General features: G+C 43.8%; 24 protein-coding genes and 3 tRNA genes. 6 read left to right on the forward strand and 21 right to left on the reverse strand.

Features of this window, described 5'->3' with window-relative positions:
- Positions 1–504 precede the first annotated feature (504 nt).
- From BB781_RS15770 to BB781_RS11500, 5 genes are all read right to left on the reverse strand, one after another.
- Entirely contained in the window at positions 505–672 is a 168-nt protein-coding gene (locus tag BB781_RS15770; RefSeq protein WP_164997860.1) for a hypothetical protein, read from the reverse strand.
- A gap of 100 nt (positions 673–772) precedes the next feature.
- A tRNA-Leu gene (locus BB781_RS11485) sits at positions 773–860 on the reverse strand.
- A 130-nt stretch (positions 861–990) separates the two neighbouring features.
- A complete protein-coding gene (locus BB781_RS16415) occupies positions 991–1,227 on the reverse strand; it encodes an iron chelate uptake ABC transporter family permease subunit (RefSeq protein WP_340637525.1) in 237 nt (78 codons plus the stop codon).
- Positions 1,224–2,579: an MATE family efflux transporter gene (locus tag BB781_RS11495; protein ID WP_094228635.1), complete on the reverse strand. Its 1,356-nt coding sequence runs from the start codon at positions 2,577–2,579 to the stop codon at positions 1,224–1,226. Before BB781_RS11495 ends, BB781_RS16415 begins: the two co-directional genes overlap by 4 nt.
- Before the next feature lie 126 nt (positions 2,580–2,705).
- Positions 2,706–4,085 (reverse strand): cryptochrome/photolyase family protein, encoded by a 1,380-nt coding sequence (locus BB781_RS11500; RefSeq protein WP_094228636.1) that lies wholly within the window; start codon positions 4,083–4,085, stop codon positions 2,706–2,708.
- Positions 4,086–4,264: 179 nt separating this feature from the next.
- Here BB781_RS11500 and BB781_RS11505 point away from each other — a divergent pair, with 179 nt between their 5' ends.
- Positions 4,265–4,915 (forward strand): HAD family hydrolase, encoded by a 651-nt coding sequence (locus tag BB781_RS11505; RefSeq protein WP_094228637.1) that lies wholly within the window; start codon positions 4,265–4,267, stop codon positions 4,913–4,915.
- On the opposite strand, the gene BB781_RS11510 is transcribed toward BB781_RS11505, so the two are convergent.
- Positions 4,884–6,059 (reverse strand): UDP-N-acetylglucosamine--N-acetylmuramyl-(pentapeptide) pyrophosphoryl-undecaprenol N-acetylglucosamine transferase, encoded by a 1,176-nt coding sequence (locus BB781_RS11510; protein WP_094228638.1) that lies wholly within the window; start codon positions 6,057–6,059, stop codon positions 4,884–4,886. The genes BB781_RS11505 and BB781_RS11510 overlap by 32 nt on opposite strands.
- A 203-nt stretch (positions 6,060–6,262) precedes the next feature.
- Between BB781_RS11510 and BB781_RS11515 the strand changes: the two genes are divergently transcribed.
- Positions 6,263–7,255 (forward strand): PHP domain-containing protein, encoded by a 993-nt coding sequence (locus BB781_RS11515; protein WP_094228639.1) that lies wholly within the window; start codon positions 6,263–6,265, stop codon positions 7,253–7,255.
- A gap of 257 nt (positions 7,256–7,512) precedes the next feature.
- The gene (locus BB781_RS11520) at positions 7,513–8,667 is read left to right on the forward strand and encodes a glycosyltransferase (protein ID WP_094228640.1); all 1,155 of its coding nucleotides are present in this window, start codon (positions 7,513–7,515) and stop codon (positions 8,665–8,667) included.
- A 141-nt stretch (positions 8,668–8,808) separates the two neighbouring features.
- Here BB781_RS11520 and BB781_RS11525 read toward each other — a convergent pair whose 3' ends face one another.
- The 6 genes from BB781_RS11525 to BB781_RS11550 form a co-directional block, all read right to left on the reverse strand.
- Entirely contained in the window at positions 8,809–9,558 is a 750-nt protein-coding gene (locus tag BB781_RS11525; protein WP_094228641.1) for an SIMPL domain-containing protein, read from the reverse strand.
- 827 nt (positions 9,559–10,385) lie between these two features.
- Positions 10,386–10,457 (reverse strand) — tRNA-Gly (locus BB781_RS11530).
- 246 nt (positions 10,458–10,703) lie between these two features.
- The gene (gene uvrB, locus BB781_RS11535) at positions 10,704–12,686 is read right to left on the reverse strand and encodes an excinuclease ABC subunit UvrB (protein WP_094228642.1); all 1,983 of its coding nucleotides are present in this window, start codon (positions 12,684–12,686) and stop codon (positions 10,704–10,706) included.
- Between the two features lie 115 nt (positions 12,687–12,801).
- Complete coding sequence (locus BB781_RS11540) at positions 12,802–13,122, reverse strand: TIGR00304 family membrane protein (protein WP_094228643.1); 321 nt, start codon at positions 13,120–13,122, stop codon at positions 12,802–12,804.
- Complete coding sequence (locus BB781_RS11545; protein ID WP_094228644.1) at positions 13,122–13,358, reverse strand: TIGR00304 family membrane protein; 237 nt, start codon at positions 13,356–13,358, stop codon at positions 13,122–13,124. Before BB781_RS11545 ends, BB781_RS11540 begins: the two co-directional genes overlap by 1 nt.
- Before the next feature lie 56 nt (positions 13,359–13,414).
- Positions 13,415–14,326: a hypothetical protein gene (locus BB781_RS11550; RefSeq protein WP_094228645.1), complete on the reverse strand. Its 912-nt coding sequence runs from the start codon at positions 14,324–14,326 to the stop codon at positions 13,415–13,417.
- Positions 14,327–14,920: 594 nt separating this feature from the next.
- On the opposite strand from BB781_RS11550, the gene BB781_RS11555 reads away from it, so the two are divergent.
- The 3 genes from BB781_RS11555 (at position 14,921) to BB781_RS11565 (ending at position 17,348) form a co-directional block, all read left to right on the forward strand.
- Positions 14,921–16,156, forward strand: a complete 1,236-nt coding sequence (locus tag BB781_RS11555; protein ID WP_094228646.1) for a proteasome-activating nucleotidase — start codon at positions 14,921–14,923, stop codon at positions 16,154–16,156.
- A gap of 84 nt (positions 16,157–16,240) precedes the next feature.
- Positions 16,241–16,315: transfer RNA gene (locus BB781_RS11560), tRNA-Glu, on the forward strand.
- Between the two features lie 391 nt (positions 16,316–16,706).
- Positions 16,707–17,348 carry an FmdE family protein gene (locus BB781_RS11565; RefSeq protein WP_094228647.1) on the forward strand — a complete coding sequence of 214 codons (642 nt, stop codon included), beginning with the start codon at positions 16,707–16,709 and terminating at the stop codon, positions 17,346–17,348.
- Positions 17,349–17,386: 38 nt separating this feature from the next.
- On the opposite strand, the gene BB781_RS11570 is transcribed toward BB781_RS11565, so the two are convergent.
- The 9 genes from BB781_RS11570 to BB781_RS11610 all read right to left on the reverse strand — a co-directional run.
- Positions 17,387–17,584, reverse strand: coding sequence for a hypothetical protein (locus tag BB781_RS11570; RefSeq protein ID WP_094228648.1), 198 nt, complete (start codon positions 17,582–17,584; stop codon positions 17,387–17,389).
- 145 nt (positions 17,585–17,729) lie between these two features.
- Positions 17,730–19,451 (reverse strand): dipeptide ABC transporter ATP-binding protein, encoded by a 1,722-nt coding sequence (locus BB781_RS11575; RefSeq protein ID WP_094228649.1) that lies wholly within the window; start codon positions 19,449–19,451, stop codon positions 17,730–17,732.
- Positions 19,452–19,453: 2 nt separating this feature from the next.
- Positions 19,454–20,383: an ABC transporter permease gene (locus BB781_RS11580; RefSeq protein WP_094228650.1), complete on the reverse strand. Its 930-nt coding sequence runs from the start codon at positions 20,381–20,383 to the stop codon at positions 19,454–19,456.
- On the reverse strand, positions 20,380–21,363 hold the full coding sequence (locus BB781_RS11585) for an ABC transporter permease (RefSeq protein WP_094228651.1): 984 nt from the start codon (positions 21,361–21,363) through the stop codon (positions 20,380–20,382). The genes BB781_RS11580 and BB781_RS11585 overlap by 4 nt, the downstream gene beginning before the upstream one ends.
- Positions 21,364–21,378: 15 nt before the next feature.
- Positions 21,379–22,233 (reverse strand): class I SAM-dependent methyltransferase, encoded by an 855-nt coding sequence (locus BB781_RS11590; RefSeq protein WP_094228652.1) that lies wholly within the window; start codon positions 22,231–22,233, stop codon positions 21,379–21,381.
- Positions 22,211–23,857 carry an ABC transporter substrate-binding protein gene (locus tag BB781_RS11595; RefSeq protein WP_094228653.1) on the reverse strand — a complete coding sequence of 549 codons (1,647 nt, stop codon included), beginning with the start codon at positions 23,855–23,857 and terminating at the stop codon, positions 22,211–22,213. Before BB781_RS11595 ends, BB781_RS11590 begins: the two co-directional genes overlap by 23 nt.
- Positions 23,854–24,630, reverse strand: coding sequence for an ATP-binding protein (locus tag BB781_RS11600; protein ID WP_094228654.1), 777 nt, complete (start codon positions 24,628–24,630; stop codon positions 23,854–23,856). Before BB781_RS11600 ends, BB781_RS11595 begins: the two co-directional genes overlap by 4 nt.
- A 32-nt stretch (positions 24,631–24,662) precedes the next feature.
- Positions 24,663–25,496, reverse strand: coding sequence for a class I SAM-dependent methyltransferase (locus BB781_RS11605; RefSeq protein WP_094228655.1), 834 nt, complete (start codon positions 25,494–25,496; stop codon positions 24,663–24,665).
- Between the two features lie 87 nt (positions 25,497–25,583).
- Positions 25,584–26,177, reverse strand: a 594-nt coding sequence (locus BB781_RS11610) for a PGF-CTERM sorting domain-containing protein (protein ID WP_242492647.1), incomplete at its 5' end; no start/stop codon positions are given.

Raw genomic sequence — 26,177 nt, forward strand, 5'->3', positions numbered from 1 at the left:
ATAACTCCTGCCTCCACTTGCATAAAAGGCGGTGATTGTAAGCGTTTTTGCCGCGATTTGCGCGGACTCCTACAAAGGACATCATCGTATATATACCTTCCGAACCAAATGATCCGAAGGCATAGAATGAACCTTTAAACACCAGCCTGATGAAATGAAATTAGTACTTCATCATGTGCTTCACGTAGAGTCGATTATCATGATGCAGTAACGCACCAGTGGGCTCAACGCGAGCACCCTTACAAGTCAACACTTGTATAAAAGGGTTGCGGAGGAACGATGCATAACAATTGTTACTTATTATAAAAATACATGGTTTTTGTAAAAAATAAAAATCAAATTACTAATATAAAATGATTAAAACAAAATACTTACTTTTGTCACTTTTATTTTTTAAGAATACCCATAACCTTAATCCATTCTTGACTAATAATTATAGTTTTGTCAGCATTGCTGATACTCTTTTCACAAAAATCCATCCGGAAATTCTTCAGGAAGCACCATTTACCACTTATTAGAAGCACCCAGCTTCCTGAAAACTGTAAAAGCCCGACCCTTGACTTCAGCAGACCTATCTGTATCAAGCACATAAGTATCAGCAGCCTCAACAACTGCCAGATCCCTTGCCAACTCAGCAGCCAGTGATACGTGAAGAACATCTGCCGTAGGCAATAATATCGTTTTAATACACCAAGCCTGTACATAAGAAGAGATGCAAGAACACTGAAACGTGAAGATATGCAGACTGTCGATGAATAAGTGAATAAAAATATGGTGCGGGAGGTGCGATTCGAACGCACGAACTCCTACGAGACAGGGTCCTAAGCCCTGCGCCTTTGGCCAGGCTGGGCAACCCCCGCATAAGATATTGCAAAAATAGCACACTGCCATATTAATCTTACGAACGGCACCTTTACTCAGAGGATACAAATCTACACAGATCTTAAAGGAATAATATATGGAATATCGTTTTCTTCTTTGATCAGAGCTTCAACACCATAATGAGTCCTTATATTTTCCTCGTTCATGACTGACATGGGACTTCCTGCAACTACATCTCAACTGACAGAAGGACTCCCCAATGAAAGCATTTCCCACAATCAAGTATTCTCCCCCTGCAAAACCAGCACCAAGTGTTATAGCGACCGCAGCCCCGAAACCAGCAGCTGATGAAATACCAAGCGTATAAGGTGAAGCAAGTAGGTTTCTTAAGATAACCTGCATCATGGCACCCTGCACTTCTCGCCCCTGAGCACCTTCAGCTCGTCGTAGAGCATAACCATCACCACTGCAAACATCAAGTAATCAGCCACCGGAGTTGCAAACCACACACCACGCAGACCGAAGAACATGGGCAATGCCAGCAGCAGAGGGAGCATGAACACAAATATCTTTCCCAGGTGGATGAACAGCGCATATCCTACCCGGTTTATGGACTGATAATAAGTGGCATTCACCACCACTATGCCCTGGACCAGCAGTGATGCCACAATTATCCTCATACCAGTAACGGTAGTCTCCAGAATATCCTTGGTGTCAGGATTGAATATGCCAGCCACCATCTCTGGAACCAGATAAACGATGATGACGCCCACAGACCCGATTACCACACACGCAACCATAGCTAGTTTCAGGGTTCTGCACACACGATCATACCTGCCTGCACCGTAATTGAAACCGATTATAGGCTGCACACCCACAGCAATACCCTCAAACAGCATGTAGAATATGGCAAACGAATATCCGATTATCCCGTATGCTGAGACCGCCCCTTCATCACCGTGCTGCAGCAGGACGAAATTGTGCGCCAGGAACAGTACAGCCACTGAGAACTGCATGGCAAACGACGGCAGGCCGCTCTCAACTATCCTCAGCACTTCACGGGTATGGAATCCCATCATACTGAAGCTTACCCTAAGACCCGTCCTGCTGCTAAAGAAATGCAACGAGAGGATCGTGGCACTAACTGCAAATGCTATAACCGTGGCAAGTGCCGCACCAAAGAGCTGCATGTCCAGATGCATGACGAAGATGTAATCAAGCACCAGGTTCACCAGCACTGCAAGTACCATTGTCCTCATGGCCAGCAACGGGAACCCGTCATTCCTGACAAGCGGGTCAAGGGTAATGGGAAGCAGTATGAAGATCGAGCCAAGGAAGATGATATCCACATACTCCACAGCCATGGAACGGACAACATCGCTGGCCTCAAACATACCAATGAGAGACCCGCCCAATGTCAGACCAAGCACCGTGATGATCGCCCCTGCAATAAGCACAAGAGGAAAGACATTGGACATAATCCTCATTGCCCTGTCCCTGTGCAAACCGCCCAGCTCAAGAGCGATAAGACTGGCAGATCCCATGCCTACCATTATGCCGGCTGCTACAATGAACATCACGAAGGGAAAGGCAAGCGTCACCCCGGCAAGCCCCTGACTTCCCACACCCCTACCAATGAAAATACCATCGATGATGGTCTGGATGCCTGCTACCAGTATGCCAGCCATGGCAGGGAAAGTAAACCTGCGAAACAGACTCCATATACTATCCGACAACATCTCTTCATCGCTTACCATATATAACTCCGACATTTCTTGTGAAAGCAACTTGTTAGAACAGAGCAATATTTAAAACTGCCCCGATTAAAAATGAAACCCATTCCCGACAGAAAGTTGCAGGACGATGCAAGCCTCGATAAAGAATCATAAGGAGCTAAATGCTGCCAATGTCTTTGCTCTTTCCTTTTTGTGATCAACTATTGCAGGAGGATACACTATTGAAGATGGTTGCTTGTTTTTTTCAAGACCATGTATCTCTACAGTATCCATCCCACGAAGCTCCATCACCCACTTCTTGATGTACTCACAATCAGGATCGAACTTCTTCTGCTGTAGCCATGGATTGAAAATTCGGAAATATGGCTGAGAATCTGCCCCTGTAGACGCAGACCATTGCCAATTACCATTATTAACACATGGATCGTAGTCCACGAGTTTACTAGCAAAATATCTCTCACCCCACTTCCAGTCAATATGCAAGTCCTTCACAAGAAATGAGGATACTATCATCCTTACACGGTTGTGCATGTACCCGGTAATGTTAAGCTCACGCATCCCTGCATCAACTATTGGAAAACCAGTCTGCCCACTACACCAGGCATTGAAAAGCTTCAAGTCATCTGACCACGAAATAGCATCGAATTTTTTCTTAAAAGCATGGCTGAAAACATGAGGGAATGCAATAGCTATATGCATGAAAAAATCACGCCAGTGCAATTCGTTGATAAGGGTATGGTCCGGACCAAGCTCATTTGCCACATGATGATAGAATTCCCGTATGGAGACCGTTCCAAGCTTGTTGTGGGCTGAAAGGCCGGTTGTTCCTTTTATAGAAGGATAGTCGCGTTCATGTGCATAATTTTTGAAATCCCCCATTTTCTGCAAAACAGACAAAGCATGACCCCTGCCCCTTTTTGCGAAAAGGTGTTCATTTTTCTTCCGGGAAATGAACCTGGAAAGGTCAACCTGTTCCAGCATTATGTTTTCTTTACAAAACTTGCCACCTTCCTGCATAATTGGCAACATAACTTCAATTTTGGAGGCTTTCCGGAAGAACTGGGAAAATACTGTATAGGGCTTACCTTCTTTGGTAATTACAGTGCCCGGCTCATGGAGGAGTGCATCATGATAAGTTCTCACATCTATACCTACCATGGCACATACTTCTTTGATGATGTTATCTCTCTTTATGCTGAAAGGTGTATAATCACGGTTGAAAAAAACCGCATCAATCCCTGCTTCCTGTTTAAGACCAATGATGACATTTTCCGGAAGACCTGAGAAAAGCAACAGTCTGCCGCCTTTAGCTTCCAGCTGACCTTCAAGATCTTGAAGGCACTCCAGCAGGAACTGGAAGGCATTGTTATTGAAATGTTTTCTGCTATTGTCCGCAAGCCGTGGGTCGAATATGAAACAAGGAACAACTTCATCCGACAACTCCAGTACCTTGTTCAAAGCGACATTATCATCCACTCGCAGATCACGTCTGAATATGAAAATAGATCGTCTGTATGCTGTTGTCAACTACTCACCCCGATCGTAATTTAATTTGTACTTGTATAAGAGAAGGCGATACAGTATTAAAAAGAACGCTGCATTAAAAATAGTCCCCCTATATAGGCACTATATTGAGTATAGAAGTGCTCTTGTCTATGACAAAACCCGAGAATAATTAGATATACAGAACTACCCTCTTATTATCTGTGATCAAAGCCCTGATTTTTGATATGGACGGTGTTCTCATAGACTCAATGCACCTGCATGCGAAAGCTTGGAAGACTGCATTTATGGAAGCAGGAATCTGCATCGATGAAAGAGATATTTTCGGACTTGAAGGTGAGAACGACACAGGAATCGTAAAGAGAATACTGAACAAGAATAAAACAGATTATTTCGAAATTGAAGAACTCTTTGCATCAATCCCTGCCAGGAAACACGAACTTTTTGATATGGAAAGCGTTACCATGTTCGAAGGAATGGATACATGCCTTCGAAAACTGAAAAACAGATTCATGCTGGCTGTAGTATCCGGTTCTGACAAATCAATTGTGGAAAAGATAATGCAAAAGTATTTTCCAGGCATTTTTGATGTAATAGTTAGCGGAGATGACACTTCTAGAGGAAAACCAGCCCCTGACCCTTATAACAAGGCCGTGGAAATGCTGGATGTGGACAATAGAGACTGTATTGTCATAGAGAATGCGGTACTTGGAGTCATGTCCGCCACGAATGCAGGAATATTTACCATCGGATTGCCCACATACATTGACAGGAAAGAACTGGGACATTCGGACATTGTTCTGCAGGACCACGGCGAGTTGTTCAAGTTTCTGGAATTAATGCTGAGAAACTGAGACCGGATGTTTTCATAGTATAATATGTTTCCAGCTTTTTTCGTATATATCCAGGACCATCCAGGGATTGTGCATGCTCTTTTAATTTTGATGCCTTTGACTTGAACTTTTCATCATGCAAGAGAGAATGGACTGCATGCAGCAGTTCTTCAGGAGATACTGAATAGGACAGAGAGATTCCGTATCCGTTTTCTTCCACACGGCGGGCATTGTTTTCCTGCTCATTATGTAACTGGTCCGGGAAAGAGATAACTGGCAGGCCAAAGCTTAATGACTCGGTGAGCGTGCCATGCCCCCCAGTACATATAACGACATCACTTGATCGGTAGTAAGGAAATGGATCTGCCACAAACCTACAGAGATTCACATTTTCAGGTATCTCTCCAAGCATATCATAATCTAGATCCGGACCACCTATGAGAGTATAACTTATACTCGGATCCATTTTTGCAGCCTTAGTTATCGTCCTGAATATCTGAAGGCGGTATCCGAATCCCCCTATACTGCAAAGCACATGGGGATGTTTTACACCTTCCTTTGCAGTCACTTCCCCAAACCTTTTCCTTAATAAAGGACCGCTGAATTCGATCTTGCCCCATACCTCATAAGGAAATGCCAGATTGGAAGCGCATATTGCAAAAGGAAGAGGGAAATCCGGGACAAAAATAAGGTCTGTTCTCTTGTATATCCATGTATAGAACCTGCGGACAAACGAACCTACAAACCGTATCATAAAGCCCTTGCCTCTGAAAAAATCCTGCATATTGGACTGGTTCACTATCATGCACGTACGTACTTTCCTCCACATGGAAGCAAGGATACCCAGATAATAGCCGTCTGAAATAACAAAATCAGGTTTTGTTATTTCGACCAGATTCAGAACTGATCTCATATCTGTAATAGAAATACTCTTTGCCGTTCCCACGATGGAACTTTTCAGATCGAGCGAGCCGTTATTTCCCGTAAGATTCAGTTCCCGGGGTATCTGCCTTGTCCGGTGACCGGACCTTTCGATGAGCTCCCCGGAATAACCATAGGCACCGATGCATACACTATGGCCTGCCGCCAATAATTCATTTGCAAGAGAGATGCATCGTCCTGTGTGTCCCAGACCCTCACCGCATACGAAGATCAGGAATTTCATACAATCCCCATGATTTTATTTTGGTTTGTTCCGATGCTCGCAAAACAGTAGTCATATTTATAATTGAGATTTTGAGGTATAAAGCAGTTATTTACATATAAGATATAGATATCTATAGATAATAGAGATTAAATATTTATTTGTATCCAGGAACATATAAATATAGAACAATAATACAAAGATAACATTGCGGAGGCAAGGAAATGTTCCGGAACCGGGATAATGCAAAACAAAAGATAATTCAGTCCGATAAAGCGTCAGAGCTTCTTGAGAACGGCTGGTGTAAGGCAGACCTACACGTGCACACATCCTGTTCATATGACGTACCCAAGAGCAAATTCACGTACCCGAAAAACCTTTTAAAAAAGGCAAACTTGGACGGCCTTGATTTTGTTACATTCACAGACCATGACACAGTCAGTGCATATGATATTATGGGATGGAACATTGATAAACTGATTCCTGGAGTGGAGCTCTCCATTACCGATATGCAGAATGTGGGACATACGGTTCACATTAATGCTTTTGAGTTTGACAAGAGCCAGTATGCAGAAATTGAGCTGATAGTGCAGAAGGAGAAGAACATATATGACCTGATTGATTATTTCAAAAGTAACGACATCCCGCATATATACAACCATCCGTTCTGGTTCAAGCCAGGGGAAAAACCAAACATCTTTGCTGTCACTGAACTTGCAAAACACTTCCCGGTAATAGAGTACAATATGCAGGACCTGCACAAAAAGAACCTTTTCTCCATGATGCTGGCACAGCGCTACAGAAAGGGAATGGCCGTGACAACTGACAGTCACACAGGCAGGATAGGCAGGGTCTACACTGTAGCAAAGGGTGATACTTTCAGGGAGTATTTCAGGAACATCGAGAAAGGCAGATCCTATATGATGATCGATGAACCAATATGGAAGCACATCACCCAGGAACTTAATGCGTGGATTGAACTTGTATTCAATATGGAGAACGGAACTTCAGAAGAAACAAGATATTCCACCGGAGTGAATACCTTCGATAAGATAGTAAGTCTTGTTGGAAAAGATAGACTGGGTAAACACTCACTGATGAATATGACGACATTATACCTAGCCCAGCATATATCTGGCTCCGGACTACCGGTATTCTTATACATGCTGTCAAAGCAGCCACAGGTTTCCAGGATCAACCGGATTATAAAAAGTTAAGATCAGGGTTCTGTAGAATTTATCATAAATATTGCATGATGTGGTTTGAGAATGAGAACAACATCAGATTTACAGGGAACAAAGTACAACATTTGTTTTCCCTGTTTATCTGTGATTCTTATTGTGACTGATTTCTACAAGACAGGATCTTCCTGATGCAGAACTTTATCACGAAATGACCTTAATGAGAATATATTTTATTCATTAAGACATATGGAAACCATCTTAGATCATTTATTGGTTTTTATGGTGTTCTCATGAAAGTAATGATTTTTGTCTGCGGAGAGGGACTAGGACATGCCAGCAGGTGTATTTCGATAGGGAAGGAACTAAATTCTGCAGGACATGAAGTTCATTTTGGTGCTTACGGATATTCAAAGGAGCTTATCGAGCGCAATGGCTTCATTACACACAAAATACCTTCTGAGATCACGCTTGCAGGCAAGGCAGGAGCCCTTAATATGAAGAAGTCCATTCTTGTCACTTTCAAAAGAGGGCAGTTCCTTGGACTGATGAAGCTTCGCAAACTTCTCAAGAAGAACAGGCCGGACGTTGTTATCTCTGACAGTTATTATATGGGCCTTATCGGTGCAAGGGCACGTGACATCCCATGTTATCTTATCCTGAACCAGTCGAACATGGAAGAATTCTTTAAGGGAAAAGGCGTGTCAAGCAAGATACTTGGCGAAATCGTGAAAAAGTTCTACACGGGCATGTTCAAGCTGGCGGACGGCATAATCATCCCCGACTACCCGCTACCGAATACGGTGTGCAGAAAGAACCTGAAATTTAAAAAGAAGAACTGCAAGAAGGTTTTTTTCAGCGGTCCCCTGGTGGGCAGGTCATTTGAGGGGACCGAAGCAGCACACTTAAGCCGACCGCATGTGCTCTGCACCATTGGTAGTTTCGGATACAGGGAGCCAATCTTTAGGAAGGTTATCGAAGCTGCAAACATGGATGACGCTATCAACTACACACTGCTTTCAGGACCAAGTATTGATCCCTCTGATTTTGGAGCTATTCCGGAAAATGTACATATCCTCAGATTCATAGATGACCAGTTCCCGTACATGAAAGCTTCGGATGTCATCGTTGCCCCTGGAGGCCACAGTACTATGATGGAAGCCCTGAGCTTTGGCATCCCCATGATCACAGTACCCGACCGTAACCACAGCGAACAGCAAAACAATGCCTCGGTCATAGAAGATGAAGGTCTTGGCAGGAAACTCGACTACTCCGCATCCCCAAGAGAGATACTTGAGAACATCAGGCTCCTGATAGATAATGAAAAGTACAGGAATAAGCTGTTGCAGATGCGGGAGATGGCAGCAGAGTTAAATGGGGCTGCAGGTGTGAGAATGAAGATAGAGGAAATGTTTGCGGCATCTATAGAGCCAGGAAATCACAAATAGAATTAAGAAAAAAACACCGGTATCAACCGGTGGAAGGTGGTGGTTGGTATATTGACCTGAAAGTTGCAAACGACCCTGTCGTCATTCTGCAACTTCCGATCATTACAAAATTGTCTTTTCAAACTGCTCGATCCAAATCCCTTATTCAATGTAGTATGTGACCTGTAATGATATTGAAACAGTAGACTCTCCCGGCTCAATAGGTGTGGAACCTGTTCCCAAGTCCTTTGCTGATGTTACCATGTCATATTCATAATATACTCTGGAGCCGCTGCTCTCACTTATAGAGGAAGTCTGAACGCCGGTGATCTTGACACCCAAGCTGTTGGCAAGCGTGGTGGCCTTTGATGATGCATCAGCTACTGCTTCATCCATCAGGTCTGCACGGAGCTGCTTTTGCTTGTCGTCTGATACTGAGAAGGAAATGCTTCCTACCTCATTAGCTCCGGAGGCTGTTGACCTGTCAATGATATCACCCAGTATGTCAAGATTCGTCGTAGTGACCCGCACGCTGTTGGAAGCGGAATAACCTGTTATCTTTTGTGTTGTTTCATAGCTGTATACCGGATATACGGAAACATAGGATGTCCGTATTTCCTTGTCCTCCAATCCCAGTGCTTTAAGTTCTGCTATGACAGCACTCATTATGGCCGCATTCTCGTCAGATGCTTCCTTTGAGGTTGCTGACTGGATTACAACACCTATGTTCAAACTTGCCGTGTCTGGGATAACTTGCTGTTCAGCGTACCCGCTCATGGAAATTGTGTCGGCGGTACCACTTTCAGAACCACTCTGTGAGATGGCGTATATCGTTAACGACATCACCACCAGGACAATTGATAGTGCGATTATAGCGAAATATGATTTATCGTTTTTTGTTTCAGGTGACATTTCATGTTCTCCTTGTTCGATGCTTGTTAACCGGGGATTATGTCCGGTTATTGCAGTTAATAGAAGTATCTGCACATATTAAAGAATTGTCTAAACTTCGAGTTGGGTTGTAGTTATGTGTGGCGCAGGATGGCGATGGGAAAAAATTAAGAGAATATACAAATTGATTGAAACTGAAAGTTGGTGAGAGATGATGTATCTGCATAGAACGTAATGACCGTTCTCTGGACGATGATTTATTCGTTTCAAAAGCCTTCAAAGAACCCGAATACCTTATATATCCTCTCAGGAACTGTAACATTTTTTAGGCCTCCAAAGCTAACTGCTCAGTCCGTCAGCGCCTTGTCAAAAAAGGCATCCTCCACAAAAAGTACTAAAGCAACGGCATGCAGCAGCGAGGCGGGCATGTTGTTAATCCGACAATCAGGGATTTTCTGAATATATATATATATATATATAAGGTGAGAGAGAATTGGCATTTCGTGAATGAGGGATTATATCCAGAACTGTGATACAGACGGTGATGAAATGATCTGAATTGTTACGATGATGAAATGATTGGGGATCAGCCTGCTTATATGCCGCAGATACCTTGAATTTTGTCACTTTTTTGGATTGTAGCTATTTGCCAACTAATAATAACATAACTCAATTGAGAACTTTTTATTAAGCCCACTCCAATCATCGTTGTTAGGAAGTAGTATAAAAAGTCTGTGTCGTATATATAAAAATACACATGTAGTTCTTTGTTATATACAGAAAAAAAAACAAGCATCTGAGATTATATTAAAATAGCTGAATATTAAATCAGAAGAAATATGGGGTGATGCGCCAACCGGGATTCGAACCCGGGTTTAGGGCTTGGAAGGCCCCAGTCATAGCCGCTAGACCATCGGCGCACGCTGCAACCCTTACAGGAGTTTTACAAATATAACGTTTTCGCCTGATAATGAATATAGTCAGGAATTATATTTAAATCCATAAACATAACGACTTCCAGTACTTCATCCGCATGTTGCATCAGACGGCAAAAAGACAATACCCGGACTGCTAAAAAAAATTAGTCGTGGGCTTGATATAGAATTGGCCAGCATAAGAACAAAGTAAAAAGCGGCATTTGCCATATAAAGCTCACAGCAAAATAATCACATAGAATAGCTTTCCTGCAGCTCTTTTATCCGGTCCCGGAGTTCTGCCGCCCTCTCAAATTCAAGATTCTTGGCGGCAAGATGCATATCAGCCTCTAGATCGATGATTATATCTGCAATTTCCCTTACAGACATGTCTTCAGCTATTGCCAGAACACCGGACACAGCTTCATATTCTTTCGTTTCCACAAGTTCTTTTTGCAGAGATTTACGAATAGTAGTAGGAGTGATACCATGCTCTTTATTAAATTTCGTCTGAAGCTTGCGACGCCTCTCAGTCTCATTAATGGCACGCTCCATAGAACCTGTTATCCTGTCCGCATAAAGGATAACACGACCTTCCGAATTCCTGGAAGCGCGACCAATGGTCTGGATAAGGGAACGCTCTGAGCGCAGGAAACCTTCCTTATCAGCATCAAGTATGCCAACAAAAGCAACTTCAGGAATATCGAGTCCCTCACGCAGGAGATTGATACCCACAAGTACATCGAAATCTCCTTTCCTCAGGCCCCTGACGATCTGCGAACGTTCAAGGGTATCGATATCAGAATGCATGTACCTTACTTTTATCCCCAGTTCCAGCAAGTATTCTGTAAGGTCCTCAGCCATCCTTTTGGTAAGTGTTGTCACAAGAGTCCTGAAACCTTGGGCGGTCACTTTACGGATCTCGCCAATGAGATCATCCACCTGATTCTCCACCGGCCTTATGGTGACCTCCGGATCTACAAGACCTGTTGGACGAATGATCTGCTCCACAACAGCCTTGCTTTTGCCAAGTTCATATTCAGCAGGAGTTGCTGAAACATAGATGACATCATTAAGATTCCGCTCAAACTCATCATAACGCAGAGGACGGTTGTCAAAAGCAGAAGGCAAACGGAATCCATAATTTACCAGGGTCTCTTTCCTTGCCCTGTCACCGTTATGCATACCACGTATCTGAGGTATCGTTACATGAGACTCGTCTATTACCACAAGATAATCATCAGGGAAGAAATCCATTAGTGAAGAAGGCGGTTCCCCTGGGCGGCGGCCGTCAAAATGTCTTGAATAGTTCTCAATTCCGCTACAGTAACCAAGCTCCCGAATCATTTCCATATCGAATTTAGCCCTCTGTTCAAGCCTCTGGGCTTCGAGGAGCTTGTCCCCGGACCTCAGTACCGCCAGCCTGTCCTGGAGTTCGGCTTCGATGGTCACAAGTGCTTTTCCAATATACTCTTCAGGCATCACAAAATGCTTTGCAGGATATATACCGATGGTTTCACCGGGAAGTACTTCTTCCAGGACTTTTCCTGTGACAGGTTCAAAATAAGCAATCCGGTCTATCTCATCACCGAACAGCTCTATCCGGATAGCATTATTTTCCTGGGCAGGGAATATCTCAATAGTATCACCCCTTAAACGGAAAGTACCCTGAGTGAAAGCAATATCGTTCCTTTCATACTGTATATTGATGAGCGACTCAAGAAAAGCCGGCCTGTCTATCTCAGCACCCGGAGTAAGCATGACAGACATGGCCCTCCATTCATCAGGAGAACCAAGGTTGTAAATGCAGGAAACACTGGCAACGACTATTACATCCTTACGCTCAAGCAGGGATTTTGTAGCCGAAAGCCTGAGACGGTCTATTTCTTCGTTGATGGATGCATCCTTTTCAATATATGTATCTGTTGTAGGCATGTAAGCCTCAGGCTGGTAGTAATCATAATAACTGACAAAATACTCTACGGCATTGTCAGGGAAGAATTCACGGAACTCAGAGAACAGTTGTGCTGCAAGTGTTTTGTTGTGAGCTATCACAAGAGTAGGTTTCTGCACGTTCTGGATGACATTGGCTACTGTGAATGTTTTTCCTGAACCGGTCACACCAAGTAACGTCTGGTGTTTTTTCCCCGAAAGCAAACCCTCGGTCAGCTGGGATATTGCTTTTGGTTGGTCACCCTTTGGACTGTACTCTGAAACTAGTTTAAAAGGACGCATCAATGTATGTATTGAACTGAAGAAGTATAAACATATTCACAGGGGAGATGCATGCACATTCTAACTATCATCACAACAAATAAAAGGTTCACAGAATCACCAGTTCACTACAGCATTACACAAATATCAGAAAGTACAGAACCATAAGAACAACTGCCTGTATTATCAGGACCTGGGTGCTTTTGTGGTCTGAACCAAGGATTATGGAAATAGGACCAAGCGTGATAATACCGCCTCCCTGTACTTCAGTCTTGTTTAGAAATGCTTCGTGATTTGCGTGCCTAGAAGAAGCCCTTGAATCATTAGAAAATGAGTTCAGAGTGTATTCATCTATTTGATTAGAGTTTCCCGCTCTATAAACGTTTTTTGCAAATATCAGCAAAAAACCGGATACGATCATCAACACGCCCATAATCACAAGATAGGAACCAAACATCAAAGCCCCCTCCGCACCAGCAAATAGACAACCGCTATGAGCACACCTACCCAAAGCATCGATGACGTAATTTCAGGAGAGGAGCCGAATACTATTGGAATCGGACCTATCAGAATAAAACCGCCAAATTCACCTGCACCGCTAAGTGAAGAAACTAACATACCTGAAAAAACAAAAATAAAACCCAGAACAATAAGGATAATTCCAAAACTGAAAATATCCTGAGATGGACGCATAGAAACAGATATAGCAAAAGGAATATTAAAAACCTGTTAATGCAAAAAATGCGGGGTCAATACTGGAGCCTGTGGTGAACAGGTGCCTTTGCCATTTCTTCCATACTATAAATGGATTCCGGCTCATCGCCTATGTAGCGATATTCCCGCTGTGTCCTGTTTCCTCTGCGTTCAAGCAGACTCTTGCGATACATTCGGGAAAGATAAGTAGATACTGTACTTTGTTTTATTTCTCCGTATATCCTTTCATAATGCTGCTGGACATCCTGCGAAGAGAACCAGACACGAGGATATTCGTATTTAAGGAAGAGCTCAAGGCGCTCGTTGATTGTAAGAGACATATCATTCAGCCTGTCCTGAAGCATAGTAGTTCTGCGGCGCACAGGTTGATTTATAAGGGAAACAGCCGGCTGAGCCTGTTGGTTAGAATATGTAGTTTGGTGGATCGTAGATGACATCGGTTGTGCCGGCTGTCCATAGCCATACTGTTGCAGCCCTACAGGAGGTGAATTAGGCTGTACATATTGTGGTGGTTGATAATTTTGCATAACAGGCTGCTGAGAATAAGCCTGCTGAAATTGCTGTTGCATTCCAGGCATTTGAAATTGTGGGACTGGCTGCTGATATTGTAGCGGCATAGTTGCCTGCTGGAACTGCTGTTGTGGAATAGCTTCTTGGAACTGTTGTTGAACATGTCCCTGGAACTGTGGCGGTGATGCAGTCTGCTGACCGGACTGCTGGAAACTTTGTGGTGCCTGTTGCTGAGCATATTGTGCTTGGTATGCATGCTGATCAGCTATGGGAACCTTAGAATAAGATGAAATGGATGAAGGTTCGGAAATATTATCTGTCTCGTCTTCGACCATGTCTAGAAATGCAAGAAGACGCCTTTTCCAGTGCCTTCCCGCAAATTCGACATTTGCGCTTTCAATGCCATCGTCATCGATGATCTCAAGCCGAACCTTCATCCTTTTTGCCTCTTTGCGGATCCATTCATCCCCTCAGATATTGATGGATTCACAAACCATTTATCCCCTCAGACAATGGTGTTGCTCATTTAATCTTGATCCGTGATTTTGTGAACACATCAGGAACACGTTGTTACTGTGTGACTCACAATTACTTACATGTATTTAATATTATATAAATATTTGCTCTAATATTAGTATTCAAATGTTTTAAAATAAATCAGAGCCCTAATATAGCTTCTTTTTACCTTAAAATAATTAGATACAGATTAAGCATGTTGTGAAACATACCTGCAATACAAAGATTGCAATAATGATACATAAGTATTTCGTTTTTTGTCGAATTTTAAGAGAAAATAACAGTACCTACCATATACAGACAGATTTCACGTACTTTAATCATAAAAAAAGAGTTATAAACACTCTTATTTAGAAATAAAGTAATAATATCAGAACAAATCCTGTTTTTTGTGATTAAGCCAAAATAGATGAATACCCCATTACAATATAAGAAAAAAAGAGTATGCTGCAAGCAAAAACACTATGCAATGATTCAGTGGGGTTTATATCCAATGATACCCATAGTAAGCCCCTATGTCAAATAGTAGTGCCGAATCACCAATTGACACAATCAGCTCAAAAATAAAGACGCAGATCGAGTCTGACAGTCTTGACGAAAAAGATGTAGAATCATTACTTCACGAAATAGAGATACTCAAAGTCAATAATGAAACCATGCGAGCCAAGCTACTTGAAGCCAGCATGTTAGCAAACAGTTACCTTGAAGAAACAAGCAAGCTCAAGAGACAAATAGAGCAACTAACTACTCCACCGCTGTTCATTGCCACAGTTATGGAAGTCGAAAATAAGATGGCAATTATCAGGCAACATGGAAACAACCAGGAAGTCCTGATTAAAGTAGCACCCCACCTAAACGTGGAGCCAGGCATGAGAGTTTGCGTCAATGCCGCATTCTCTATTATATCTATAATAACCAGGGCTGCAGATGTGCGCGCCCAGATCATGGAACTTATCAACTCCCCGGGAATAGATTATGACATGATCGGTGGCCTGGATGATGTACTCAAAGAGGTCATTGAGTCTGTAGAACTGCCGCTTGTTGAACCTGAACTTTTTGAGAAGATAGGCATCGAGCCACCTACAGGAGTACTGCTTTATGGCGCCCCCGGAACTGGTAAGACACTTATCGCAAAGGCAGTGGCTTCCAGAGCAAAGGCTACTTTCATCCGCATGTCCGGCTCAGACCTTGTGCAGAAGTTCGTCGGAGAGGGTGCACGCCTGGTGAAGGATGTGTTCCAGATGGCCCGTGACAAGTCACCATCCATCCTTTTCATAGACGAGATCGATGCAGTAGGCGGTATGCGCACACATGACGGAACCACCGGATCTGCAGAAGTCAACCGTACAATGCTCCAGCTACTTGCCGAAATGGATGGTTTTGATGCAACACAGAACGTGAAGGTCATTGCCGCAACTAACAGGATAGACCTGCTTGATCCCGCATTGCTTCGCCCAGGGCGTTTTGACCGTATTATCGAGGTTCCAATACCTGATGAGAGAGGGCGAATGGAGATATTTAAGATTCACACGCGCAAGATGAATCTTGCTGATGACGTGGACATTGAGAAATTGGCAAAGATGACAGAAGGCCTTAGTGGTGCCGATCTGAAAGTAATCACCAAGGAAGCGGGAATGTTTGTACTGAGACGACGTGGCGAGAGCATTACCATGAAAGACATGTTAGAAGCCTTCGAAAAAGTGGTTGCAGAAGAAGAAGAATCAAATGCACCGCACAGTATGTTTGTGTAAATCACAAACATACACCCTTTTGCCATAAACGAAACATTAATAAATCTTGAGTTACTTTCATGGGTGCTGTTAGCAAACCAAACTGCTCCGATAGTGTAGCACGGCCAATCATACAGGACTCTCACTCCTGCGACTCGGGTTCGAATCCCGATCGGAGCACTATTTTAGCTTTTAAGTAGTCCAAGTTTTGTTGCCGAGTTTAGTTCCTTTGAACTTTAATTTCAAAACAAATACGTAGCCTGAAATGACGATTTTTAGTGCCAGTCACATAACAAATATGCGCTTGCAAGATGTTATCCTGTACTGATAAATAAAAAACGTACGTATTTTCATTTTACTCTTCCTCACACCCATATGAGCATGCACCTAAGAAAGCCATGGTATGAGAGTATTGCCCAAGAGTGACAAATCAGATATGCAGTCTAGCTAAGTGATAAGAGGACATATTGAAAGATAGTAGAAGAATTATTAAGACAGCTGCCATTAGTACTAAAAATAATAACACAGAAACTATTAAAAGCATTATTCGCTTTTACCTTCCGTGATTAATATGTCATCTGAATGTTCAACAGAAAACGCGACAAGACAGATCCCTACCTTTGAAGAAGCTGCCAAATTCCACGGACACATCTGTCCTGGACTTACAATAGGCTACATTGCCGCTAAAGCTGGAATCGAAAAACTTGAAACTGAGCGCGATATCGATGAAGAGCTTGTAACTATAGTAGAGAACGATGCCTGCGGAGTGGACGCAGTCCAGGTTCTAACAGGATGCACCATCGGAAAAGGCAACCTGATCTATAAAGACCATGCAAAACAGGCATTCACATTCATATGCAGAGACAGCGGAAAAGCTGTAAGGGTTGCCCTTAAAGCAAGTTTCAATATAGATGCTGTTGACCCAAAGGTCAGCAAACTGCGTCCAAAGGTCATGTCAGGTACAGCCACAGAAGAGGAAACAAAGGAATTCCGGGAGCGCATGGAAGGTATATCCGTGACCATGAGAAATACGCCTGTGGAAGAGATGTTTGATGTTAAATTCGTTAATGTCGAAATTCCGCACAAGGCCAGGATATTCAATTCCGTCAAATGCATGAAATGCGGGGAAATGATGGCTGAATCCAGAACAAGAGTACAGAATGGAGAATATGTCTGCATCCCCTGTTACGAGGAATACACAAGAGGATGGTAAGGACCGGGAAATAATTCCCACCCCGCCATCCTTCTATTTTACTCAACGTTGACAGCAACAAGAGAAAGACCCAGCTTTTCTTCCAGTTCCTTGATATTCATAAGGTCTTCTTTTGTGAGTTCAGCGTTCTTGATATTGAGACCTGAGAATGCAAGTAAAGTAACGTTCATTTTTGATTCGAGTTCGTTGATGGCTTTTATCTGCTCATCTTTGAGTACGGAAAATCCCCATAGCATATTTTTAATCTCCTGTTTTTACATTGACCATTGAAGTCTATTCCACAAATTAACTAATACTATTTAGCATTTATGAAAAGGATTCTGAAAAAAAAATATTAACTTATACTCTAAGTTTTGTATAAATCCATCTAAGTTATAAGACCTAGTGAGTATGGCAGCACAGTCCTAGTCTTGAACCCACAAGCCTTTTTGTGTACTCATCAGAAGGTGAAAACATCACATCATGAGAATTACCCATCTCTACGATCCTTCCCTTATCCATAACGGCTATCCTGTCAGCTATCTTCAGTGTCATGGACAGGTCATGAGAAATATAGATCATTGCAAATCCTCGCCTGTTCTGAAGGCCTTTTAATAGGCGCAATACATTTGCAGAGGTTGAAACATCCAGAGCCGAAGTAATTTCATCCGCAATAAGGAGTTTTGGCTCCATGACCATTGCTCTGGCAAGTGCCACTCTCTGCCTCTGTCCCCCACTGAGTTCCCCACAATATTTACGGAGGAAATCATCTGTAACTGGAAGATGGACAAGTTCAAGGGTGCTTTTGACCATTTGCAACCGTTCTTCCTTTAATCCGATCTTATTGATATCAAGAGGCTCTTTGATCGCATCAAGCACAGTGAACCTGTTGTTTGTAGAACTGAAAGGGTCCTGGAACACTATCTGAATGCCATTGAGATTCTTTCCAAGATTACACTTGCAGATACTCTCCCCCATAAAAAGCACGTTACCACTCTCGGATCTTATTACATTTGCAAGAATATGGGCAAGAGTTGACTTGCCTGAACCGGTCTGTCCGATAATTGCAAGAACCTCACCTTCCTTCACTTCCAGATTAACATCATCAACTACTTTCAGGTATTGTCCATCGGGAAGACGGTAGCTGTGATTTAGGTCTTTTGCCTGTAAAAGCCCTGCAACACCCCCCCTGTGACATGCAATTTCCCTTCCCCCCTCAACAGGAATAAGATTAGGAGTTGCTTCATTGCATTTCTTGATCTTTTGTGTGCATCGTGGACAGAAAGGACAACCCTTAAACTCGGTGCCTGCAGGGATATCACCAGGGATCCCCCAAAGGTCTTTATATGCAAAAATATCCGGCGTTGAGTGTACAAGTCCTCTTGTATAGGGATGACGGGGGGATGACAAAATATCCTTAACAGGACCGGTCTCCACAACCCTTCCGGAATACATGACAGCAACCCTGGATGCCACGGAAGATACAAACGTGAGGTCATGGGATATCATTAACATCGTATAACCGTTCATCTTCTGAAGATCGACCAGAAGGTCCCGGATCTCCCTGCGGGTAAATGCATCAAGTGCGGAAGTGACCTCATCAAGGATCAGTAATTTAGGATCACATGCAAGGGCCATTGCCAGAAGGAATCTCTGTCTCATGCCTCCTGAGAGCTGATGCGGATATGCATCCAACCATTTCGGATCAAGGCGGACGGTCCTGAACAGGTCGGCACATTTGCTGCGGGCTTTTTCCAGGCTGATATCAAGGTGCTTCATCATGGGCTCTGTTATCTGGGTCCTGAGTTTCATTACAGGATTCAGCACCTCCAATCCATTCTGAAAAACAATTGCAATATCATTCCATCGAAATCTGTCAAGCCCGGAGCAGTACAAAGAGGAGAGTAGATGATCCCTGTAAATGATATCACCGGAGCTGGTTGTATTTTCCGGCAGGATGCCCATGATCCCAAGGGCGATAGTGGTCTTGCCACTTCCGGATTCTCCAACTATTCCCAGGATCTCTCCTTCATCTATCTCAAACGAAATGCCGTCTACTGCCTTTACAATGCCAGCATCGGTCTGATAGTGGCATTTTAAATCCTTGATTTTAAGCAGACTCATGATCAGAAACCTTTTTTTATCTTTAATTTAGGATCAAGTATCCTCTCCATATCCCTGCTTATGAAAGCAAGACACAGCAGGAGAACTATAAGCATGAACAACGGAGGCAACAGCCACCATTGCCAGTAAGGCGTGAAATATATCGACCTGAAACCCGTTGCATTGTTAAGCATCATACCCCAACTCTTGGACGTAGGGTCCCCGAGCCCCAGGAATGCAAGTCCTGCCTCGGCTATGATCGCATGCGAGGATATGTCAATAACAAGCACGAACAGCACAGGCAGGATCTCCGGGAATATGTGTTTGCGGAGAATGTAGAACGGTCTTGCGCCATAGTTGCGGGCGGCAGTGATATAGCTGTTCTTCTTAATAGCCAGTGCCTGGGAACGCGCGATACGTGCGGGCTTGGCCCAGCTGAAAAGAACGAGTATGAATATCACATTAAGTATACTCGGCCCGAGAAAAGCGGATATCACTATCATAAGCGGGAAACTTGGAAGTGACATTGTCACATCGATTATTCTCATAAGTCCCTGGTCTACGTGCCCGCCTATGTACCCGGCCAGTACCCCGATAGCTCCTCCGCCAAATCCTGAAATGAATGCCACGGCAAGACCTATTGTAAGGCTCATTCTTGCACCGTAGCATATCTGCGACCAGATATCCATACCAAGCTCATCAGTACCAAGTATGTGAGCCGGACCGGGAGCTTCCAGTGAGTCGCCTGTGATCTTCTGGGGAGAGTAATGTGTTATCACAGGAGCAAAAGCAGCCATCAGGACTATGCAAAGAATTCCAAGGACACCAATCTTGCCTTCTGTGCTGAACTTCGAGAATGTCGTGCTTAGATTAGTACTAACTCTGCAAATGTTCAAAGCCTGAATATAAGAGGTTATTCCGGCATATCCGGGGACATTGATGTTCTTGATCATATCGAAACCCTCGGATCAAGTTTACTGTATATTTTGTCAACCAGCAGATTGCAGATCAGTATGGACACTGCAATTACCAGGAGAATACCCTGTATAAGGGGATAATCCCGGCCAATTACAGCACTTCTAAGGGTCATTCCTATACCCGGATAGGAAAAGACGCTTTCCACCAACACAACACCCCCCATCATTATCCCGATCATGAAACCTGTCCTTGTCACCACGGGAAGCAGCGCATTTCGGAGTGCATGCCGGGTCCATACGGTCCTTTCACCCAGTCCTTTGGACCTGGCAGTTCGGATATAATCCTTTGTGGTCACTGTGATCAATGAATTCCTTGTGAGCAGATAGACACCTGTCAGCTGTGCAAGTGTCAGGGTCAGGACAGGCAGGAAAGCGTGGTGCAATATGTCCCATACATGTTCTGCCAGACCACTGTAGTGTGCGAAGGGAGTGATAGCACCTGCAAGCGGGAAAAGACGCAGATGTACGCTGAAGACCAGGAGAAGTACCAGGCCAAGCAGGAATGACGGGATCTCCGCAAAGGCAATCATGCCTGTCATCATCATTCTATCACTTCCTTTTTTACGATTCTTTGCCGAGAACGTTCCAAGGACCACACCGGCAATCGTGCTGATCAATGTTGATCCCAGGACGATGAACATTGTCCAGGGAAGATGGAGTATAATTACGTCGCTGACCGGCTTTCTGTAAAATATGCTCCTGCCCAAGTCCCCTTTCATCAGGTTTGTGATATAGGTATAGAACTGCTCGTGCAACGGCCTGTCAAGCCCGTAGTATTCCAGGTAATAGAGCCTCTGCTCTTCTGTCATCACAATTATATCTTCTCCGGGCATATCAGCAGAAGTTGTGGAGAACGGGTCTCCGGGCATCATCCGGGGGAGGAAGAAATTGATGACAAGAATTACAAAAAGGGTTATCACTAACCTGAAAATAAAGGAATTCCTGTCATTTGCCATACTGTCATCCTCTCTTTAAACTTCCCAGACCATCATACCGGTGTATGAATCGGACTCGGAACTGTAAATTCCATCTACAGACGCGTTTTGATAATAATCCATTATCTTTTGTTTTGTGCCATCATCAAAATCCCTGCCCCGCCCAATGAAATCAATTGCCCATTCCGCTGTTTCCTGCCAGTTGTTTTCTTCCTTCAAAATAGAATGGTTGATCCTGACCGAGGGCCTGTAGCCTGAGAGGTAAAGATACATGAATGGGAAAGATAGCCCGTTCATATTGTTCTCTGCACTTTCACCAAGTATCGAGCTGCGGATATCACGATATGCCTTGTCCTCCTCTCTTCTCAGGAAGTTACTGTAATAACAGAGCTTCTTTGAGCAGGCCATCATCCGGTCAAAGTTCTCGACATTCTTTATTCCCGGTGTCATGGAGGCGATCACAAGATCGAACTCATTCCTGAACCCAAGCTCGTCTATGTCTGCCGTCCACCAGGAACATTCGATGATATCTATGGGAAGTGACTCCTGTTTTACAGCATCTTTGAGCCTGTCAAGCATTCCTGATGATATATCAAGTGCAGTCACATCCGCTCCAAGCTTTGAAAGAGGAAGGGAGAGAGTTCCGGGCCCGCATCCTATATCCAGGATCCTTGCACCATCCGGCTCAAAACCGCATTCAGCAAGGAATGCAAGGATCTCATCAGTTCTTCTCTGTCTGCTGCTTTTCTCCATGTTCCTGGCAAAGCTGCCGGAACGTTTGTTCCAGACATTCGCCATCCTGCCTTCATCCAGTACATTCAGACCGCTGCCGGAAGCTTTATTCCAGCAATCGATCAGGTTAGCGATATTATCTTTTTGCTGCAATTCCATCCCTCTGTGTATATGAAAGAATGCTGTGTGTTCTTGCATGGTGGTCGTACATGTTCATCCAGCCATCATATTTTGAAATGTGCCAGGCATCATAGCTTGTTGTATAATAGAGCGGTATCGCAGGTATATCCTCAGCAAGCACGGTCTGCATTTCGTAGACTATCTCCTTGCGTTTCTCATCGTCAAGTTCCTGCAGTTCCCGGGTCCCAAGAGCATTCAGTGTGTCATTGTGGTAACCAAATACCGATGCACCGGATGCCACGCTGCTGATTCCGGAATCAATGTCACAGAATCTTGTACGAAGATAATCTGCGTCTTTTCCCCATCCTCCGTAGCCGCTTATTGCAAGCTCAAAGTCCCCGGTCTTTAGATTTGCATCGCGGGATTTGCTTTCAAGAGCTTTGACCAGGACGTCAATGCCTACTTCGCTAAGTCTTGCTTTTATAAGCTCACCCATACGGACTTCACCACTGGCAAGAGACAATACGTAGGACAGTTTTTCTCCATCCTTATCACGTATTCCATCACCATCCGTATCGGTCCATCCGGCTTCCTCCAGCAATTCTCTGGCCTTGTCAGGGTTGTATTCATATGCAGGCTGGTCTGCATTATACCATATATGGTCTACCGGGAGAATTCCCATCTCACCAGGTTTTCCTGCGCCTCTTTCTATTTTTTCAACAAGCTCCTCACGGGCGATGGCATAAACAAAGGCCTGCCTGATTATTTTGTCATTGAGCTCTGCACGTTTGTTAATGTTGAAGTAGAACTGGTAGCCCCAAAAAGCAGGCTGCTGGATAATTCTGATATCAGGTTCTGATATAAACCTGTCAAGGGTGTCAGGTGATATCTCCGTGAAGTCTATTGCTCCCTGCTCGAAAGATATCATCTGATCACTAACAGGAATGAACTCAACAGCTTCAACAATCGTATCCGGTCCCCAGAAATCCTCATTCGCCACAAACCTGTAAGAACCGTGTTCTGCGTTATACTCATCAAGAAGGAACGGGCCGGTACCAGTAACAGCTTCGGGTTCAAGGAAACTGCCAGGATCAGAGACATCTTTGTATATGTGCTCAGGTATGATCTTAAAACTCGTGAGCTTGTAAAGGAATGTTGAAACTGGCTGAGTAAGTACGAACTTGACAGTATTGTCGTCCACAACCTGAACTTTATCCACAACTCCTGATTCCATCCCGCCTGCTATCGGTACATTTTCCTGCTCATAATCAAAAGTGAATTTAACATCATTTGCCGTGAATGGTTCCCCATCGCTCCAGCTTACACCTTCACGAAGATGGAATGTGTATTCTGTTCCATCCGCATTGACATCCCAGCTTTCGGCTATCCAGGGAATTATACCGATCTCATCTCTTTCCACTAGGCTGTCAAAGATCATTCCAACCTTTGATGATCCCGGACCTCTCGGATATATGGAGAATGGCTGCGGATAACCATAATCACCGCCGGTCAGATGAAGGACATCTACCTTCTGTGATCCTTCGGCAATGTCCTCATCCGTGATACTGTTCTGAGTACTTTCCTGATCGATACAACCTGCAGTCATTAAGACAATGGGAATAAGGAATACAGAAAAAAGTACTAACAATTTTTCTTTATTCATGAATTGATCCCTCTGTTTTTAAGATCCATCAAAAAAGAAGCAATAGAATCTATTTCCTCAGATTCCACATTGAACTCGTTCCCCAGCAGCCCTGCCCTGAAAACAGATTCTAAAACAGGAAGTGACCCAAGTATGCGGTTTTCAGGGACTTTTTCATGAAGAATGGCCTTACTTTCACCTTCAGCCCTGTTAAGTATGTAGTAGAGCTCCTTTCCGGCAACTTCTGCAAGGCTGCTTATCTTCTCAGAAAGACGTATAGACTCATATGAAGGATCTATTACCATCAATAATGCATCGCAGCCTTCTTCAACTCCCCTGCCGAAATGCTCGATACCGGCCTCTGTGTCAACGAAAACAAAATCATTGCTGCCAACATCGATGTTCTTCAGCAGGTGCTTTGCAAGCACACCCATGGGACAGGCACAGCCCTCACCGAAATCATGTATCTTGCCCACTGCCATAAGAGACAGGTTGCCATTCGCAGAAATATAATCCTCCGGTATATCCGCTATTTCCCACTTATTCTCAAAGATCCTGACCGTATCTCCTGTGGAAAAGGAATTCCTCATTTTGGCCCCAAGCTCTTTTTTCCCGCCGAAATAATTAAGGAAATCCTGAGGCAAGTCAAGTCCCAACTGCCTGTGAAGTCCGAAATTGGATTCGTCGTTGTCTATTACAAGTACGTTGCATCCCTTGCGGACCATGGACTGTGCAAGCAAAGCTGTCAGTGTACTTTTTCCGCATCCGCCTTTACCACATATCAATATTTTCATAATTTCACCTTATTTTTGTATATTTTGCATTTTTAGTTCTTTTCCCAGCAGATCCTCACCCGTATGGAAATGCCCCGCTCAACAAAATGGCCATTCTCCTGAACGAGCATTTTCCCGAGATAATTGAGAAGTATAGCTTCCTGCTCCTGAGTCTCTATCACATAGCGTGACCGGAAGAAATCCATGGCCTCGTCCATAGATGAAAAAAGATTAGTGTATTCCAGAGGAAATACGCGCATGTCAGGGTAGATGTCCATACCATAGAGAACATTGTAAAGCACATCGCACTTGGGACCGCATACGTAGCTTTTGCCGTAAAGTTTAGGCCACAGATTCACTGAATGCTCTTCCCATGGTGTGCCTCCTGCAAACCAGTAGAGATACACATATTTAGAGGAAGCCTGCTCCATTTTCAGAATCGCTTCCCTTATATCAGGCATCCCCAGTGAAAAAGATGCAATTACCAGGTCATATGTACCTTCAAGATCGTTAGCAACATCAATATCCTCCCAGCGTTTGCTGACACAGTTAATGTTGCTGATTCTCTGCTTTGCCATATTTTCCAGAAGTAGGTCCTTCATTCCTTCCGCGGGCTCAACAGCAGTGACATGAGCGACCCGTTCAGCAATAGGTAATGCAAGCCTTCCGGGACCTGCTCCGATATCAAGGACCCGGGACCCGGGAGTCAGAGGTAACTCTCTAAGAGTATTTTCTGTTATCTGCGAATTTCCCTGTGACCTTTTCCAGAACCTTTCTGCATTGTCTTTTTTATTCCACAATGCATTGTTCCCTTCCTTGTCTGCTGTCTGCTGCCCGGCCATAAGCTCCTTCCAGACATCGTTCCAGTCTATATTTTCTTGTTTCATTCGAGATGCCTCATAAAATGAAATATAGTTTTATGCAAATTAGCGAACAAAATGGTTGGAAATAGATACTTCCAACCATATCCAACTTTATTTTCTGAAAATTGCTGCACCCAATAATCCCAGAAGACCTATCAAAATTTCAAATCCTGGAGCCTTTACGGAACTCTCCACTACTTTATTATCCCCTGCATCATATGCAGGAGACGATTCCTTTCTGTCATCAACAGAAGCTGTAGTTTCCTTTTCATTATTTGCTTCAGCCAGGTCTACAACTACAACATCATCCTCTTTTACCGTCTCTTCTTCAACAACCTTTGCATCTGCAGATGCCGGGGCTTTGATGGTTTTCGTCATCCAGAGAGTCATCTTAAGGACCGGACTGCTGGTATCCTCGGTCTTGAGATACATTCCACCATAAAGATCGATCGTCTTTTTCCCATCGAGATCGATATCTTTGTTGCTGGACATCACCAGAGCATTATCGCCAGTATTCAGTTTTGTACCACCGCCACTTCCTGCATAATTGATTCCATTCATGACAGCAGGGACCTCAAATCCCTCAACATCGAAAGCACCATAGATGTCCCCGGTTTGTATGGTAGTTATATCGCCCCTGAGGAAAGTGTATTTGAATACCACGAAATCATCTGTTGCCCCCCTAAATACGGAATCTACATAACA

The organism is Methanolobus psychrotolerans (genome assembly GCF_002243045.1).
GTDB lineage: Archaea > Halobacteriota > Methanosarcinia > Methanosarcinales > Methanosarcinaceae > Methanolobus > Methanolobus psychrotolerans.